The organism is Paenisporosarcina sp., from assembly GCF_057785155.1.
On record NZ_JBYNRN010000012.1, the window covers coordinates 247,339 to 265,266 of the forward strand.

Below are 17,928 nucleotides of genomic sequence, written 5' to 3' on the forward strand. Positions count from 1 at the left end.
AAATTAATCTTTATAATTAAAATTACATTTGTGCAACCGCTTTCACATTATAAGTTTTGTCTTCCTTAAAGATTTAAACCTAATTTTGACTAGTAGTTTTGTGTCAATTTCTTTTTGTGCAACCGGTTGTATAAATCCAAAAAAATATAAATAGAGTGTAGGAGGGTCATGATGAAAAAGAGTCTATTATTAATGATGCTTATTCTTTTATTGGGCGTTGTTGCAGCTTGTGCTCCAGACCGCGAAGAAGGTACGGATACTAAAGACGGCGACAATGGTACTGCATCTGAAGAGCCAAAACCTGAGAAATTAGTGATTTGGGAAGATGTTGACAAGTCTAAAGATTGGTTACCAGCTGCTATCGCTTCTTTTGAAGAAGAATACGGTATTACAGTTGAATTCCAAGAATTAAACATGGCAGACAAAATTCGTGACCAATTACGTTTAGATGGTCCTGCTGGAAACGCTCCGGACGTTGTAACACTTCCACATGACCAAATCGGTCAAGTAGTTACTGAAGGTCTTATTCGTGAAATCGAAGTTGAAGATTCAGTATTAAAAACATACAGTGAGTCTTCAATCACTGCTCAAATGTATGATGGAAAACTTTACGGTCTTCCAAAAGCTACTGAAACTCCAGTTTTGATCTATAACAAAGCATTAATGGAAGAAGCACCAAAAACGATGGATGAGTTATATGCATTCTCTAAAGATTTCACTAAAGGTGAAAACTATGGTTTCCTAGCATTATGGGATAACTTCTACTTCGCTCACGGTCCACTAGCTGGTATGGGTGGATATGTATTCAATGAAACAGCTGATGGTTTAGATCGTGATGATTTAGGCTTAAACAACGAAGGCGCTGTTGAAGGTGCTGCTTACATTCAAAAATGGTACTCTGAAGGATTATTCCCTAAAGGTATCATTGGTGAAAGTGGCGGAGCTGCAATGGACGGTTTATTTAACGAAGGCAAAGTTGCTGCAGTTATGAACGGACCATGGGCTTTTCAAGGTATGCGCGATGCTGGTATTGATATTGGTGTAGCACCAATGCCAACACTTCCAAATGGTGATCCAGTTAAGACATTCATGGGTGTTAAAGGATGGCACGTAACTGAGTTCTCTGAAAACCCTTACTGGGCAACTAAGTTAATCGAACATTTATCAAATGACGAAAACTCTAAAGCTCGTTTTGAAGCAGTAGCTGAAATCCCAGCTAACGTTGCGTTAGTTGAAGATCCAATTATTGCTGACAATGAAGGCGCTAAAGCAGTTGCTCTTCAATCACAAGATGCAGTTCCAATGCCTAATATCCCAGAAATGGGAGAAGTTTGGGGCCCAATGGCTTCAGCACTTCAAACTTTAGCAACAGGGAAAGCTGAACCACAAGCTGCTTTAGATGAAGCGGTTAAATCGATTCAAACAAATATCGAAACAAATCACCCAGCTAAATAATAAGCAGGTGAAAAAAGTGTCGGGCGGTATCTTCTTTTTGAAGGTATTGCCCATCCTTTTATTAACAAAGTTTTATTAACATAATCTGTATGAAATACATACCGTTAGATTTTGTATCATTTCTTATTAATAAAAGCTTAAACTTTTAAAAACTTAATGTTTATTGCATTGAATAATGGTACGGTAGTACCTGAACAAATACTTTCTCCTATTATGAAAGGGGAGGCAGAGAACCTATGGAAGAAACAAAAAAGATCACTAATCATGGAAGAAATGCTGCACTACTTTCCATTATTCCTGGATTTGGGCAGTTTTATAATAAACAGTTTGTAAAAGGATTCATTTTCCTTATTTTAGCGATGTCGTTTGCTTTTACTTTTTACGATGTCCTACCAGTAGGATTTTGGGGACTATTCACTCTAGGTGAAATCCCTAGACTTGATCATTCTGTGTTTTTATTAATCGATGGAATCATTGCATTGATTATTACGATTATGGGCTTAGGAATTTTTGCACTTAATATTTATGATGCTCGAAATAATGGTAAGAAACGTGATGCAGGACTCGAATTAAATTCAGTTCGTCAGCAGTATCACAATTTAATTGATAATGGTTTCCCGTATCTAATGATTACACCAGGATTCTTCTTATTAATTTTTGTCGTTATTTTCCCAATCCTTTTCGTTCTTTTACTAGCATTTACAAACTATGATTTATATCATTCGCCGCCAGCCAAGTTAGTTGACTGGGTAGGTTTCCAAAACTTCATTGATACTTTCAAATTGGATATATGGAGAACTACGTTCTTCGCAGTACTTGCGTGGACGATTGTTTGGACATTTGGTGCAACTACTTTACAAGTAGCTTTAGGAATTTTCTTAGCTATTCTGGTAAACCAAAAAGATTTAAAAGGGAAAGCCATCATACGAACAATGATGATCTTACCTTGGGCAGTCCCATCATTCATTACCATTTTGATATTCTCAGGAATGTTTAATGAATCCTTTGGGGTAATAAATAAGACATTGCTTCCGTTTTTAGGAATGGAACCTCAACCTTGGATGACCAATGAAGTGTGGACTCGATTTGCTTTAATCATGATTCAAACATGGTTAGGATTCCCGTTCATTTTTGCCATGACAACCGGTGTTCTTCAATCAATTCCAGAAGAACTTTATGAAGCAGCAACAGTTGATGGGGCTACAATCATGCAGAAATTCTTTAACATTACGTTGCCTTTAGTATTGTTTGCGACTGCACCAATATTGATAACACAGTATACATTTAACTTTAATAACTTTAATGTTATCTTCCTCTTTAATGGAGGAGGACCCGCACTTCCGAGCCAAAATGCAGGAGGAACGGATATACTTATCTCTTGGATTTACCGACTCACGATGACGAGTGCTCAATATGGTAAGGCTGCAGCTGTTACCATGATCCTTTCTTTAATTGTAATTACTGTTGCACTATGGCAGTTTAAACGCACGAAATCTTTCCAAGAGGAGGATATGATGTAACATGAGCAATAAACAAAACAAAATTATCCGACTCACACTTTCTTATATTGTTATATTAGCAATGATTTTCATCGTGGTTTATCCACTTTTATGGGTTATTGGATCATCTCTAAATCCAGGTCAAAGTTTGTCTGGTTCAAAAATGTTTCCTGAAAATCCTACTCTGATTCATTATCAATTCTTATTTGATTTAGAGAAGTCAAATTATCTTTTATGGTATTGGAATTCAATGAAAATCAGTATCACAACTATGATTCTTTCAGTCATTTCTGTAGCATTTACTGCGTATGCCTTTTCACGATATCGCTTCATTGGACGTAAAAATGGCTTAATGACATTCTTGATCCTACAAATGATTCCAAACTTTGCAGCTTTAATTGCGATATTTGTATTAGCAAATCGTACTGGTTTATTAGATACACATATTGGTTTGATTTTAGTTTACGTAGGCGGACAAATTCCAATGAACACTTGGTTAATGAAGGGGTACTTGGATACCATTCCAAAAGAGTTGGATGAATCAGCGAAAATGGATGGAGCAGGTCACTTCCGGATTTTCTTCCAAATTGTGATGCCTTTAGCAAAACCAATTCTTGCAGTAGTAGCATTGTTTTCATTCATTGCTCCACTAGGTGATTTCATATTAGCTCGAATTCTGCTTCGTTCTGAAAAGAATTTCACTCTTGCTGTCGGCTTGTATGAACTAGTAGCTAAGCAATTTGGAAATGAATTCACTAAATTTGCGGCTGGTGCTGTATTAGTAGCTATTCCGATTGCATTGTTGTTCTTAATGTTCCAAAAGTATTTCGTTTCTGGCTTAACTGCAGGTGGAACGAAAGGGTAATAATTAAAATGATTTGTTGATATGGAGGGAACGGGAAATGAGAAAAAGATTCAAAAACCTCATTATTATTCCGTTTCTTCTTTTTTTTGCATTGCCAGTTGATGCCATTGAAAAAGAAGAACGTAATTGGCAAGATGAAAGTATCTATTTCATAATGGTCGATCGATTTAATAATGGTGATACGAATAATGATTTTGAAGTAAACCCAATTGATTCAAAATCATACAATGGTGGTGATTTTAAAGGAATCACTGACAAGTTAGATTACATAAAAGAAATGGGCTTCACATCCATTTGGCTAACGCCAGTGTTTGATAATGAAGCGAATGGTTACCATGGTTATTGGATTCAGGATTTCTATAAAACAGAAGAACATTTTGGAACTTTAGAAGAATTCAAGACACTGGTAAAAGAAGCTCATGATCGAGATATTAAAGTGATATTAGACTTTGTCGTAAATCATGTTGGACCTAATCATCCATGGGTTAATGAAGAGGCGAAAAAATCGTGGTTTCACGATAAGCAGCCAATCACGAATTGGGATAACCAAGAGGAAGTTGAAAACAATTGGCTATTCGATTTGCCCGATTTGAACACTGAAAATCCAGAAACGCGAACGTATTTATTTGACGCAGCGAAGTGGTGGATTGAAGAAACGGATGTTGATGGATACCGTTTAGATACGGTAAAGCATGTACCAAAAGAATTTTGGACGGAATTTGCCAGTGAAGTAAAATCAGTCAAAGAAGATTTTTATTTATTAGGTGAAGTTTGGCATAATGATTTACGTGTAGTGGCAGCGTATCAAGATACAGGGATTGATGGTTTTGTCGATTTCCCACAAAACGAACACCTTCGAACTTCTTTTTCTAAGCCAAATACTAGTCTAGGTTGGCTCTTTGCATCACTTGATCGAAATCAAGCGTTTTACGATCGCCCTGAATTGTTAGGAACGTTTATGGATAACCATGATATGACCAGGTTCACTCGTGAAATCCTTCAATACAAGCAAGATCCAGTTGTTCGTTGGAAACTCGCTATGACCTATTTATTCACCGCTCCTGGTATTCCAATCGTATATTATGGATCTGAGATTGCGTTAGATGGAGGAGAAGATCCAGATAATCGTCGGATGATGAAGTTCGATGGAGATGACGAGCTCATTTCTTATATTGCTAAACTTGGGGAATTAAGAAAAGTGCATCCTTCATTAACCAGAGGGAAGTTAGAACTTTTACATGAAGAGAATGGTGTTGCAATTTACAGCAAACAACATAAACAAGAAACGATGATTATTGCCATCAACAATACAACCGAAACACAGTCAATTAAAATTGATTCGGATTTTGGTGAAAGTAAGAAACTTGTTAGCGTATTAAATGAACTTGAAATTAAGGATCGCGATCAAACTTTTAATTTGGAACTTAAAGCAGAAAAGGCAGACATCTACTTAGTGGCAGATCATACTGGTTTGCAAATTTCGACTAAGATTTTGATTGGTGTAGGAGTGTTTGGCTTTATACTACTAACTTTAGTTATTTGGAGAAAAACAAAAAAAGTTTGACATCGCAATTTATTCATTGGAGGTTTTTAAACTGAAGAAATATTGGTGGAAAGAAGCAGTATGTTATCAAATTTACCCTCGAAGCTTTAAAGATAGTAATGGTGATGGAATTGGTGATTTGCAAGGGATTGTATCTAAGTTAGATTATTTAAAAGAATTTGGTGTAGATGTTTTATGGATTTGTCCTTTCTTTAAGTCTCCGAATGCTGATAATGGCTACGATATTAGTGACTATCAAGATATTATGGAAGAGTTCGGGACGATGGAAGACTTTGAAGTACTTCTAGAAGAGTCACATAAAAGAGGCTTAAAAGTAATCTTAGACTTAGTCATCAATCATACGAGTGATGAGCATCCATGGTTTGTTGAATCACGTTCCTCAAAAGACAATCCAAAACGTGATTGGTATATTTGGAGTGACGGAAAAGATGGAAAAGAACCGAACAACTGGGAAAGTATATTCTCAGGAAGCGCATGGGCTTTAGACAACGACACAAATCAGTACTATATGCATTTATTCCATGAAAAACAGCCTGATTTAAATTGGGAAAACAAAGAAGTAAGACATGCTTTATACGACATGGTGAATTGGTGGCTAGACAAAGGCATTGATGGTTTCCGTGTTGATGCTATTTCGCATATTAAAAAACGTCCAGGGATGCCAGATTTACCGAACCCTGAAAACTTGGATTATGTGTCATCGTTTGATATGCATATGAATCAAGAAGGCATTCATGAATTTTTAGAAGAGTTAAAAGTAGAAACATTTGATAAATACGATATTATGACGGTTGGAGAAGCCAATGGTGTGAAAATTCACCAAGCAGATGATTGGGTGGGGGAAGAAAACGGGAAGTTCAATATGGTCTTCCAGTTCGAACACCTTGGACTATGGGAAAAAGGTACAAATAACTCTGTAGATGTCATTGGTTTAAAAAATACATTATCGAAATGGCAAACTGAGCTTCATGAAAAAGGTTGGAATGCCTTATTCTTCGAAAATCATGATCAACCACGTAGTGTATCTACTTGGGGCAATGATGACCAGTATTGGTCGGAAAGTGCTAAAATGTTAGGTGCTTGTTACTTCTTCATGCAAGGGACACCTTTCATTTATCAAGGGCAAGAAATTGGGATGACCAATGTTCAATATGATTCCATTGATGATTATGACGATCAAGGCATGAAGAATTATTATCGTATAGAAACAGCTAAAGGTAGACCACACGAAGAAATTATGGAAATCGTATGGAGAACGGGTCGAGATAATTCACGCACACCAATGCAGTGGAATGGGGATTCAGAAGCTGGTTTTACTACGAGTAAACCTTGGTTAATGACAAATGAAAATTATCAAGAAATTAACGTAGAATCTCAAATTAATGATTCTGATTCTATCTATTCATTTTATAAAAAAATGATTGAATTACGTAAAGCGAATTCAGTCCTTGTTTACGGAAAATACGAATTGTTGTTAGCAGATCATCCAAGTATTTTTGCTTATACACGTACTGAAGGTGAATCTGAAGCCATGATTATTTGTAATTTCAGTGATCAAGAAGAGCGTGTAACATTTGACGATACAACAACAAAGCAGGGGCAGTTACTTTTAAGTAATGTTAAGCAGGAAGACAATAGTTTCACATCTAGTATGGTATTAAAACCATATGAAACAAGAGTTTATTTATTCACTCAAAACAACTAAATTGTAGGTTCTGATAGAACAAACATGTTGGATAAAACTTATAACCGTAGGGAGGGGAATAACAATTGGCCATTACGATAAAAGATGTAGCTAAATTAGCTGATGTTGCTCCTTCTACGGTGTCCAGAGTTATTGCAAATAATCCGCGAATCAGTGATAAGACCAAAGAAAAAGTGAAAGCAGCAATGGACGAACTAGGCTATCACCCGAATTTTATAGCAAGAAGTTTAGCTAATCAGTCAACTCGAGTCATTGGTTTAGTTTTGCCAAACTCAACAGATGTGTTCTTTCAAAATCCCTTTTTCCCAACTGTTCTTCGTGGTTTAAGTGATGGAGCCAATGAAAGACAATACGCTTTGCAAATTAGCACGGGTAAAACCGATGATGAAATTTTTGAAGGTGTTGTCCAAATGGTTCAAGGACGAAGAGTAGATGGGGTCATCTTGTTGTATTCTAGAACGGAAGATAAAGTGTTGAATTATCTGAGGGAAAGAAAGTTTCCATTTGTTGTGATTGGAAAACCTTTTAAAGATGTCGATCAAATTACGTACGTCGATAATGATAATTATAAAGCCTCGAAAGAAGCAACCAATTATTTATTATCTTTAGGCCATAAACAAATAGGGTTTATTGGCGGTGACTTGAATTTTGTCGTTACGATTGAGCGGATTTTAGGATTCGAAAAAGCTCTGAGAGAAGCAAATATTGAAAGCAATGATGAATATATTATTCACAGTGAATTTCTTCGAGAAGGTGGTCAAGAAGCCATCAGCCAGTTGCTGAATTTAAAGAATCCTCCAACGGCTTTAGTAGTTGCCGATGATTTAATGGCTCTTGGGGTTTTAAATACATTAACGGAAATGAAGATTTCTGTTCCAGAGGATATATCTATTTTGAGTTTTAATAATGTGTTGTTTTCAGAGTTATCAAATCCTCCTCTAACTTCAGTTGATATTAATATTTTTGAATTAGGCTACCAAGCCTCAAGAAGTTTAATTCGTCTTTTAAGTAACGAAAATGAACCAGTGAGACGTATTATCGTCCCTCACAAATTAATCAAAAGAGTTTCATGTTCTAGTCGAATAATAGACATAAAAACAGCTCCTCCGAAATAATGGATGAGCTGTTTTTTATTTTGCGTTTATGAATTTCATTTTAATTTGCTGTCGAAGTAATTCACTACGCCGTTATAAATTCCTAGGGAAGCTTGTTCTCTGAATTGATCAGTTGAGACTGAGCGTTCTTCAGACGGGTTACTTAAGAATCCTAATTCAATCAAAATTGCTTCTTGACGATTCTCACGTAATACTAAGTAATTACCAGGTTGTGAACCGCGATCTCTTAATGAGATTTTTTTACTAAGTCCAGAATGTACTGCTTTTGCTAAGTTTTTTTGATAGCCATGCATGTAATACGTGGTAAATCCATTAATCGATGAATCATCGGTTGCATCATAGTGAATACTGATAAATGCATCCGCAGGTAACTGATGAGCAATGGATACTCGCTTACGTAAATCAACATACACATCGGAATCTCTTGTCATAACTACATCAGCACCTGCAGCGCGTAATTTACTACTTAGTAACTCAGATGTTTGGAGAGCAATCCCTTTTTCATCGGTTCCTCTTGCACCAGTGGTTCCATGGTCATTACCACCATGTCCAGGATCAATAACAATTGTTAAGCCGTTAAGTGTGCCTTTTTTTCTAGGAGCTTTTTTGTCTTTTGTATCAGAAGTTGTTCCTTTTTGGTTTGATGAAACAACCCAATTAGCTACGAAAGCTTTTTCACCATCATTTAATTGTACTTCGTACCAATCACCTGTTTGTCCAATTGTAGAAAATGTTTCTCCTGCATTTGCTCTGTATACGACTTCGCTAGAAGTAGATGCATCTGATCTCAAATTCGTCCCATTATAAACAATAGTGACCGTTTTTAAAGAAGTATCTTTATCTTTAACTTGTTTAGTAGTTGTCGGTGCTAAATCTGTATAGGTACCGTAAAACGAATAAACCCATCCAGACTCTTTGTTCGATAGGGCTATGTTCACCCAATTATTGCGTTTTTCTAAAATTTTAAAGCGATCGCCTTTTTTTATCTGAGATACTTTTTTTGATGTTAAATCTGGTTTTGACCGAACATTTAGCAAGTCGACTGAAACTTGAAAAGCGTTAGTTGAGTCAACTATTGACTTAGGAGTATCTTTTGATTCCTTAGAAATCGTTATGTATTCCTTTGAAACAAACCCTTTAACTTGATTAAAGGCAATTTCAACCCAATCGCCTTGATCACTGATAAATGAGGCTTGATCACCTGCAGATAATTGAGTGAGCGTTGCAGCATTTATAGAAGGTTGAGAACGTACATTCAATCGATCCACTTTCGAAATCACTGTTTGTTTAATTATCTCTTGAGCTTCTGATTTCTTGGTATACCATGCTGCCACCCATCCACTATGTTGATCTTTTGTTACCTTCAACCAATCTCCTTGTTTATCAGTTACGATCATTCGATCGCCTTTGTTAAGAGAAGTCATAATTGGATAAGCTAATCCAGGACCAGAACGCATATTTAATGAAGAAACAGTAGATATAACTTCTTCACCATTTGCTTGAGAGTTCGTTGGGATAAGAATTGAACATATTAATATAAGTGCGATTGCATAAGAAAATAGTTTATATAAAGATACATTTTTCATGAAATTCCTCCCTTTTATCTATTGTAAATAGAGAAGAGGGAAAAGACTATAACTTTCTGACATTTTGAGACAGACTTCGACTATATATAATAAAGAATTATTAATATTATTTACATATAAAGGGGATAGTGATATTTCACATATTATCAATTTTCTCCATTAAAGAGTGATGTGCAGGTGTTTTCGTCGGTGGAAAAAGTACATCATCAAGAGGTATGTAGAATGGTGTAAATAAAGGTTTAATTTTTTTCTTTTTAAATAATCGACTCTCCTAAAGTGTGAGTAAATAATTTTCATAATGTCCACTTTAAAAATCATATTTTAATAATTTGTTCTGTGAAGCGTAAGGGGACGACTCCAGCGGAATCAGCACGAACTGAAGACCCTGGACTGAGCATCGCGAAGGAAGCGGCTGAAGTCGTGCCCGCGGAAAGCGTTCACCTGGAGCGAACTAGGCTATGAACTAGGCTATATATAAACAACATGAAAAATGTTTATTTCTACATTCCAGTGAACGAATTATGAAATTGATTCCTGTTAATTCGGTACAAATCAAAAAAAGATTGACAACCATCTTCACAGTGATTAAGATAAGAACTAATCTTAAAACAAACATCATGCCGATGACCAAGAAATTAGCTGTTTAAAACGCTGTAAAGAGAGGGAAAGACGTGGCTGTAATCTTTCCTACAGAAGCATCCAGTGAACAACACTTGATAGGCTTTTCGTCGAAACCTTTTTAGGTAGTAGGTGAAAACGGAACCGGTCGTTATCCGGAATGAGAGGGCACAAAATTTTGTGTCAACTAGGGTGGAACCGCGGAAGCTTACATAAGCTCTCGTCCCTTGCTATATGCAAGGGGCGGGAGCTTTTTTATTTTTTTTATTTGCGAAATGGAAGGAGACAAACAAATGTCCATTAATGTCCCAAGAGGAACAAAAGATATTTTACCCGAGGAAATGTTTAAATGGCATGCACTTGAAGAGCTTGTTCGAGATACATGTAGATTATATCAATATAAAGAAATTCGCACGCCAATCTTTGAACACACGGAATTATTTACTCGTGGAGTTGGTGATACCACTGATATCGTTCAAAAAGAAATGTATACATTCACCGATAGAGGAGATCGCTCCTTAACTTTACGTCCTGAAGGAACTGCTTCGGTAGTACGTTCATATGTAGAAAACAAATTATTTGGTTTGCCAAATCAACCAATTAAACTTTACTACATGGGACCGATGTTCCGTTATGAACGTCAACAAGCAGGAAGATATCGTCAATTTGTACAATTTGGAATTGAAGCTATTGGCAGTAAAGATCCAGCTATTGATGCAGAAGTAATGGCTTTAGCAATGAAGGTTTATGAAAAAGCAGGATTAAAGAAAGTAAAATTAGTCATCAACTCACTTGGAGATACAGAAAGTCGACAAGCTCATAGAGATGCATTAATCGCTCACTTTGAACCTCATATTCAAGAATTTTGTTCGGATTGTCAAAATCGATTAGAAAAAAACCCATTACGAATTTTAGATTGTAAACGAGATCGTGAAAACCCACTGATGAATACCGCTCCAAAATTACCAGATTATCTAAATGAAGAATCTGCTGCTTATTTTGAAAAAGTGAAACATTATTTAGAGGTTTTAAAAATTGGTTATGAAGTGGACCCGAATTTAGTCCGTGGACTCGATTATTACAACCACACGGCTTTTGAGATAATGAGCGAAGGTGAAGGATTTGGGGCAATTACGACACTTGCTGGCGGTGGACGATACAACGGTCTTGTTGAAGACCTTGGTGGACCAGAAGCACCTGGTATCGGATTTGCGATGAGTATGGAGCGTTTGTTCCTTGCTCTAGAAGCTGAAGGTAAAAGTTTTGATAATCAAGAATCACTTGATATGTACATTGTTTCAATGGGAGATTCAGCGAAGGATAAAGCTTTATCTTTCGTATCTGAACTACGAGAACATAACATGTCCGTTGAAATGGATTTCTTAGACCGTAAAGTTAAGTCCCAAATGAAATCTGCCGACCGATTACAAGCTAAATACGTTGTTGTTATTGGTGATACAGAACTTGATACTGGAAAAGTCGCATTGAAGAATTTATCGACTGGAGCTCAAAAAGAAATGACGTTTGAAGAAATCGTTGAAAATGTAGAACAACTGAAATTATCTTGGCAGGAGGAATTAGCATGATAAAACGTACACATCCATGTGGAGAAGTAGCAGAAAAAGAAATTGGACAACAGGTATTATTAAAAGGATGGGTACAAAAAAGACGCGATCTTGGTGGTTTAATATTTGTTGATTTACGTGATCGTACGGGTATTGTTCAAGTTGTCATTAATCCAGAAATTTCACCTGAAGCATTAACGATAGGTGACAAATTAAGAAGTGAATTCGTCATTGAAATCAGTGGTGAAGTAGTTGCACGTCAAGATGCTCAAATTAATCCTAATATGAAAACAGGGAAAATTGAAGTTCAAGCATCTCACCTTACAATTATTAACGAAGCTAAAAATCCACCTTTTGCAATTGAAAACCAATCAGATGTAAATGAAGACTTACGATTAAAATACCGATATTTAGATTTGCGTCGACCGGTTATGTATGAAACCTTTAAAATGCGTTCGGACGTTACCAAAACGATTCGTCAGTTTTTAGATGAAGAGACCTTCTTAGAAGTCGAAACACCAATTCTAACGAAGTCTACACCTGAAGGCGCTAGAGATTATTTAGTTCCAAGTCGCGTGCATGAAGGTGAATTTTACGCTTTACCACAATCACCTCAATTATTTAAGCAAATGCTAATGGTATCAGGTTTTGAAAAGTACTACCAAATTGCTCGTTGTTTCCGTGATGAAGATTTGCGTGCAGACCGTCAACCAGAATTCACGCAAATTGATATGGAAATGAGTTTCATGTCTATGGATGAAATTTTGGAAATGAATGAGCGTATGATGCAAAAAATTATGAAGCAAGTAAAAGGAATCGATATTCAAATTCCATTCAACCGAATGAAGTATACAGAAGCTATGGATCGATTTGGGTCTGATAAACCGGATGTGCGATTTGGTCTTGAATTGCAAGATGTATCTGACTTAGTAGCTCAATCATCATTTAAAGTATTTGCTGGAGCAGTCGAATCAGGTGGTCAAGTTAAAGCAATAAATGTAAAGGGTTCTGCAGACCAATATTCTCGAAAAGATATTGATGCTTTAGGTGAATTCGCTGGACGCTACGGAGCAAAAGGGCTTGCTTGGCTGAAAGTAGATGCTGAAGGATTAAAAGGTCCAATTGCTAAATTCTTTGAGGGAGAAGATGGAGTAAATCTTTCTTCGAAATTACAAGCTGAACCTGGCGATCTTTTATTGTTTGTTGCAGACAAGAAATCTGTCGTTGCAGATGCTCTTGGTGCTTTACGTTCGAAATTAGGAAAAGACTTAAACATGATTGATGAGAACAGATATGAGTTTTTATGGATCATCGACTGGCCATTATTTGAATATGACGAGCAAGAAGGTAGATATTATGCAGCTCATCATCCATTCACAATGCCATTTGTTGAAGACATTGAGTTAATGGATTCAAATCCGATGGAAGTTCGTGCACAAGCATACGATATGGTGTTAAATGGTTATGAATTAGGTGGAGGATCTCTACGTATTTACGAAAGAGAAATTCAAGAAAAAATGTTTAGTCTTTTAGGATTTACACCTGAAGAAGCTAAAGCTCAATTCGGTTTCTTATTGGAAGCATTTGAATATGGAACACCTCCGCATGGTGGAATCGCACTAGGTCTAGATCGTTTAGTAATGTTGTTAGCTGGCCGTACAAACTTAAGAGATACGATTGCATTTCCTAAAACTGCGAGTGCTAGTGATATCTTAACGAAAGCTCCTTCAGCAGTATCTGATGACCAATTAAAAGAACTAAGTCTTTCGGTTAGTATTCAGAATAGTGCGAAAGATTCAGAGTAAATACATTGAGTTTTTAGATATTTCATGGTAGGATACTAGTAATACGAATCCTGAAGTGTTCGTTAATTGCCAATCGCTTTTGACCGAACAATTATATCGTCGGGAATCTTACTTTTACAATAGCTGACATGCCCCCAGGGGAAGTCTTAAGTTGTAAAGTGGATACCCACCTGCTGTGTGCGGGTTCAAAACGATACGCTTCAAAATGACGGCACAGTTGGGATTCGTCTTACATTATGTATAATCCCTCTAGCAATTTGTAGTTGCTAGAGGGTTTTTCGTGGAGTAAAATACTCCGAATAGAAGTAGATTGTGAGGGAATTACATGTTACATCAATTTTCAAGAAATGAATTAGCAGTCGGTACTGAAGGTGTCGAACTAATGAAAAACACTACAGTTGCTATCTTAGGAATAGGTGGGGTAGGTTCTTTTGCCGCAGAGGCTTGTGCTAGAAGTGGTGTGGGGAAGATTATCCTTGTGGATAAAGACAATGTAGACATTACAAATATTAATCGTCAACTAGTTGCGTACACTTCTACAGTTGGGCGTTCTAAATCGGAAATTATGAAGGAACGAATTTTGGATATTAATCCAAATTGTGAGGTTCATGATTTACATATGTTTTATACCGAAGAGACTTTTGAAGAATTCTTTAGTTACAATTTGGATTATGTGATTGATGCATCGGATACGATCATCTACAAGGTACATTTGATGAAAGAATGTCTTCGCCGAGGAGTAAAAATGATTTCAAGTATGGGTGCTGCCAATAAAACAGATCCAACACGATTTAAAATCGCTGATATTTCAAAAACGCATACGGACCCTTTAGCGAAAGTTATTCGATTAAAGCTTCGTAAAGAAGGTATCTATAAAGGAATTCCAGTGGTATTCTCTGATGAAAGTCCGATTATTGTAAGAGAAGATGTGGTTGAAACGGTAGGGAAACCTGATGCTAAAATTCGTAAAGCAAAAATGCCTCCTTCCTCAAATGCTTTTGTACCTTCAGTTGCTGGATTAATAGCAGCAAGTTGGGTAATTAACGACATTACAAAAGAAATTCCAGTGAATCGTGTTAGAAAATAAGTAAAAGACGTAAATCGTATCCATCGCGATTTACGTCTTTTTTTGTTTGAACGTTTCGAGTTTCTGATAAATTCCGGCTAATTTCTTCTCCTCGCCAGCTAATACCGGTTCATAGAATTTAGTTCCAATTAAATTATCCGGTAAGTATGTTTGATTGACCCAGCCTCCGAAAGAACCGATTGGCGTATTATGGGGATATAAATATCCTTCGTGGCCTAAAGCAGCAGCTCCCACGTAGTGTGTATCCCTTAAATGACTTGGGATATCTCCTACTTTACCAGCATGAATAGAGGCAATGGCAGCATCCATCGCTTTATAAGCTGAATTTGATTTTTCTGAAAGACACATTTCAACCACTGCATTTGCTAATGGAATGCGCGCTTCAGGTAATCCAAGTCTTTCAGCTGCTTGAATACTAGCCAATACATGTGCACCTACTGCTGGATTTGCCATACCAATATCCTCGTAAGCCATTACTAGTAATCTTCTTGATACAGCTATGAGATCACCATTTTCAAGCAAGTGAGCCAAATAATACATAGCAGCATTGACATCACTTCCACGAACCGATTTTTGTAAAGCAGAAAGAAGATTATAAAAATGAGATCCTTTTTTATCCCCAAATACACCAATTCGTTCTACCAAGTTTTGAAGTAAAGCATCTTCTACAATAATAATGCCATTTTCTTCGTCAGAAGCGGAAACAACGGATTCGAGTATCGTTAAAGCTTTTCTTGCATCTCCATTAGCTGAGTCGGCAATTTTCATTTGTTGCTCTTCAGAGATTTGAATCGTCAATCGCCCTAATCCTTTATGTTCGTCTCGCAAAGCACGTTGTACTAATGTTAATAAATCCTCTGAAGATAAACGTTTTAATTGCTTAATTTCACCACATCGAGAACGTATCGCTGGATTCACATCGTGAAATGGATTTTCTGTTGTCGCACCGATTAAGACGATCGCTCCACTTTCAACATGGGGCAGTAAGGCATCTTGTTGTAATTTATTGAAACGATGGATTTCATCTAAAAATAAAAGAACTTTCCCTGTTATGCGAGATTCAGCTACGACGTCTTCTATATCTTTTTTTCCTGATCTTGTCGCATTTAACGCAATGAACGGAAGATTGCTCGTACCAGCAATCGCATAGGCAAGCGATGTTTTGCCTATTCCAGGTTCCCCATATAAAAGCATGGAGGGGACATGACCATTTACAATCATTTTATATAAAGGTGTATGTTTCCCGATAACGTCTTTTTGTCCTGCAACTTCCTCAAGTTTTTGAGGTCTCATTCGATAAGCAAGTGGCTCTCTTTGCAAGTTGAGTTCCTCCTAATTTCGTACATTTGTTCTCCATTATACGACGTAGGTATATAAAAGTCATTTCAGAGGTCATTAGTCGGAAATGTGCTATACTATGTAGATGAATTTAATGGACTTATAGAGGTGATTTAGTTGAGAATTTCAACAAAAGGTCGTTACGGATTGACGATTATGATCGAACTAGCTAAACAATTTGGAGAGGGTCCAGTACCGCTCCGTCAAATAGCAGCAGATAACAAACTTTCAGAAGCTTATCTAGAGCAACTAGTATCTCCTCTACGAAATTCAGGGCTGATTAAAAGTGTTAGAGGCGCACATGGTGGATATATGCTTACTAAACCTCCACATTTAATTTCAACGGGGGATGTTATTCGTGTTCTCGAAGGACCAATCCAACCTGTTGAAGGTATTGAAAACGAGGCACCGCCTCAAAGAGAACTCTGGTCTCGTATACGCGATGCTGTTAAAACAGTATTAGATACAACATCAATTGAAGATTTAGCATCTTATAATGAAGAGTCATCTCCTGATGGCTATATGTATTATATTTAAGCTATATTTTTTACTATTTTAAAAGGAGAATTCCATGAACAAAATATATTTAGACCACGCAGCGACATCTCCTGTACATCCGATTGTCATTGAAAAAATGGTTCAGTCAATGAATCTAATCTTTGGTAATCCGTCAAGTATTCACTCCATAGGTCGTGATGCTCGAAAAGAATTGGATCAATCACGTGAAATTTTAGCGAAGAGCATCGGCGCAAAAGAGCAAGAAATCATTTTAACTGCTGGTGGGACAGAAGCAGATAACCTAGCCATATTTGGAACTGCTTACGCTCGGAAAATTGAAGGAAATCATATTATTACCTCTCAAATTGAACACCACGCTGTATTACATGCATGTCACAAGCTTGAAAAGGATGGCTTCGAAGTTACTTATTTACCAGTAAATGAGCAGGGGATCATATCAATTGATGATGTCAAAAGAGCTTTGCGTGACGATACAATTTTAGTGACGTTAATATTTGGAAACAATGAAGTGGGAACACTTCAACCTATTAAAGAAATAGGCGAGCTTTTAAAAGATCACTTAGCATCGTTCCATACAGATGCTGTACAAGCATATGGATTAGTTCCGCTTTCAGTTGACGAACTGCATGTGGATTTACTTTCCGTTTCCTCTCATAAAATAAACGGTCCAAAAGGAATTGGGTTTTTATTTCAAAAAAAAGGAACGAAACTATCTCCTCAACTGTTTGGTGGTCAGCAAGAAAAGAAACGAAGAGCTGGAACCGAAAATGTACCTGCTACAATCGCATTTGCTGAAGCGGTTAAGATTTCTGAACAAACAATAGTTGAAAAAGTGGAGATATTTAAACAATTTAAAGAAACGATGATTGAAATTCTAGAAAATGAGGGAATTCAGTTTAAATTAAATGGTCATGAAAAGTTCGCTCTACCCCATATTTTAAATATTAGTTTCCCGCATACAGACGTCGAATCTTTGCTTGTTAATTTAGACATGGAGGGATTAGCGGTATCAAGTGGTTCTGCTTGCACAGCAGGTTCAATTGACCCTTCCCATGTCCTTGTGGCGATGTATGGAGAAAAAGCGGAGGAACTGCGTAATTCAATTCGTTTTAGCTTCGGATATGGTTTGACTATTCAGGATATAGAAGAAGCAGCGAAGAAAACAGCAAAAGTTGTGAAAAGACTTGTGAAATAATATTAGGAAAAG

13 protein-coding genes, 1 other RNA gene and 1 other annotated feature are annotated in these 17,928 nt (G+C 36.8%); of the genes, 12 read left to right on the forward strand and 2 right to left on the reverse strand.

What is annotated here, in order from left to right; all coding sequences use genetic code 11:
* The first annotated feature begins 171 nt into the window (after positions 1-171).
* The 6 genes from AC3EA5_RS04465 to AC3EA5_RS04490 all read left to right on the forward strand — a co-directional run bounded on the left by AC3EA5_RS04465 (position 172) and on the right by AC3EA5_RS04490 (position 8,203).
* Positions 172-1,455 (forward strand): extracellular solute-binding protein, encoded by a 1,284-nt coding sequence (locus AC3EA5_RS04465; RefSeq protein ID WP_488607242.1) that lies wholly within the window; start codon positions 172-174, stop codon positions 1,453-1,455.
* A gap of 236 nt (positions 1,456-1,691) precedes the next feature.
* Positions 1,692-2,975, forward strand: a complete 1,284-nt coding sequence (locus AC3EA5_RS04470) for a carbohydrate ABC transporter permease (RefSeq protein ID WP_488607243.1) — start codon at positions 1,692-1,694, stop codon at positions 2,973-2,975.
* A gap of 1 nt (position 2,976) precedes the next feature.
* The gene (locus tag AC3EA5_RS04475; RefSeq protein WP_394187642.1) at positions 2,977-3,819 is read left to right on the forward strand and encodes a sugar ABC transporter permease; all 843 of its coding nucleotides are present in this window, start codon (positions 2,977-2,979) and stop codon (positions 3,817-3,819) included.
* Positions 3,820-3,856: 37 nt separating this feature from the next.
* Positions 3,857-5,383, forward strand: a complete 1,527-nt coding sequence (locus AC3EA5_RS04480; RefSeq protein ID WP_488607244.1) for an alpha-amylase family glycosyl hydrolase — start codon at positions 3,857-3,859, stop codon at positions 5,381-5,383.
* Positions 5,384-5,414: 31 nt separating this feature from the next.
* Positions 5,415-7,088 (forward strand): glycoside hydrolase family 13 protein, encoded by a 1,674-nt coding sequence (locus AC3EA5_RS04485; protein ID WP_488607531.1) that lies wholly within the window; start codon positions 5,415-5,417, stop codon positions 7,086-7,088.
* Between the two features lie 65 nt (positions 7,089-7,153).
* On the forward strand, positions 7,154-8,203 hold the full coding sequence (locus tag AC3EA5_RS04490) for a LacI family DNA-binding transcriptional regulator (protein ID WP_488607245.1): 1,050 nt from the start codon (positions 7,154-7,156) through the stop codon (positions 8,201-8,203).
* A gap of 35 nt (positions 8,204-8,238) precedes the next feature.
* Here the strand turns inward: AC3EA5_RS04490 and AC3EA5_RS04495 are convergent, their stop codons facing one another.
* Positions 8,239-9,789: an N-acetylmuramoyl-L-alanine amidase family protein gene (locus AC3EA5_RS04495; RefSeq protein WP_488607246.1), complete on the reverse strand. Its 1,551-nt coding sequence runs from the start codon at positions 9,787-9,789 to the stop codon at positions 8,239-8,241.
* Positions 9,790-10,403: 614 nt separating this feature from the next.
* Positions 10,404-10,638 (forward strand) — a binding site (T-box leader).
* Between the two features lie 62 nt (positions 10,639-10,700).
* Here AC3EA5_RS04495 and hisS point away from each other — a divergent pair.
* From hisS to AC3EA5_RS04515, 4 genes are all read left to right on the forward strand, one after another.
* Positions 10,701-11,993: a histidine--tRNA ligase gene (gene hisS, locus AC3EA5_RS04500; protein WP_488607247.1), complete on the forward strand. Its 1,293-nt coding sequence runs from the start codon at positions 10,701-10,703 to the stop codon at positions 11,991-11,993.
* Positions 11,990-13,777 carry an aspartate--tRNA ligase gene (aspS, locus tag AC3EA5_RS04505; protein ID WP_488607248.1) on the forward strand — a complete coding sequence of 596 codons (1,788 nt, stop codon included), beginning with the start codon at positions 11,990-11,992 and terminating at the stop codon, positions 13,775-13,777. Before hisS ends, aspS begins: the two co-directional genes overlap by 4 nt.
* 44 nt (positions 13,778-13,821) lie before the next feature.
* Positions 13,822-14,005, forward strand: a non-coding RNA gene (ssrS, locus tag AC3EA5_RS04510) — 6S RNA.
* 97 nt (positions 14,006-14,102) lie between these two features.
* Positions 14,103-14,864: a tRNA threonylcarbamoyladenosine dehydratase gene (locus tag AC3EA5_RS04515; RefSeq protein WP_488607249.1), complete on the forward strand. Its 762-nt coding sequence runs from the start codon at positions 14,103-14,105 to the stop codon at positions 14,862-14,864.
* Positions 14,865-14,894: 30 nt separating this feature from the next.
* Here the strand turns inward: AC3EA5_RS04515 and AC3EA5_RS04520 are convergent, their stop codons facing one another.
* Positions 14,895-16,184: a replication-associated recombination protein A gene (locus AC3EA5_RS04520; RefSeq protein WP_488607250.1), complete on the reverse strand. Its 1,290-nt coding sequence runs from the start codon at positions 16,182-16,184 to the stop codon at positions 14,895-14,897.
* Positions 16,185-16,319: 135 nt separating this feature from the next.
* On the opposite strand from AC3EA5_RS04520, the gene cymR reads away from it, so the two are divergent.
* Both cymR and AC3EA5_RS04530 read left to right on the forward strand, forming a co-directional pair.
* The gene (gene cymR, locus AC3EA5_RS04525; RefSeq protein ID WP_488607251.1) at positions 16,320-16,739 is read left to right on the forward strand and encodes a cysteine metabolism transcriptional regulator CymR; all 420 of its coding nucleotides are present in this window, start codon (positions 16,320-16,322) and stop codon (positions 16,737-16,739) included.
* A gap of 34 nt (positions 16,740-16,773) precedes the next feature.
* Positions 16,774-17,916 carry a cysteine desulfurase family protein gene (locus AC3EA5_RS04530; protein ID WP_488607252.1) on the forward strand — a complete coding sequence of 381 codons (1,143 nt, stop codon included), beginning with the start codon at positions 16,774-16,776 and terminating at the stop codon, positions 17,914-17,916.
* Positions 17,917-17,928 lie beyond the last annotated feature (12 nt).

Bases quoted from the DNA above. Each gene is read 5' to 3' on its own strand.
- AC3EA5_RS04480 (WP_488607244.1), top strand. From the start codon at position 3,857: ATGAGAAAAAGATTCAAAAACCTCATTATTATTCCGTTTCTTCTTTTT.
- AC3EA5_RS04465 (WP_488607242.1), top strand. From the start codon at position 172: ATGAAAAAGAGTCTATTATTAATGATGCTTATTCTTTTATTGGGCGTT.
- AC3EA5_RS04515 (WP_488607249.1), top strand. From the start codon at position 14,103: ATGTTACATCAATTTTCAAGAAATGAATTAGCAGTCGGTACTGAAGGT.
- AC3EA5_RS04475 (WP_394187642.1), top strand. From the start codon at position 2,977: ATGAGCAATAAACAAAACAAAATTATCCGACTCACACTTTCTTATATT.
- AC3EA5_RS04530 (WP_488607252.1), top strand. From the start codon at position 16,774: ATGAACAAAATATATTTAGACCACGCAGCGACATCTCCTGTACATCCG.
- AC3EA5_RS04495 (WP_488607246.1), bottom strand. From the start codon at position 9,789: ATGAAAAATGTATCTTTATATAAACTATTTTCTTATGCAATCGCACTT.
- hisS (WP_488607247.1), top strand. From the start codon at position 10,701: ATGTCCATTAATGTCCCAAGAGGAACAAAAGATATTTTACCCGAGGAA.
- aspS (WP_488607248.1), top strand. From the start codon at position 11,990: ATGATAAAACGTACACATCCATGTGGAGAAGTAGCAGAAAAAGAAATT.
- AC3EA5_RS04470 (WP_488607243.1), top strand. From the start codon at position 1,692: ATGGAAGAAACAAAAAAGATCACTAATCATGGAAGAAATGCTGCACTA.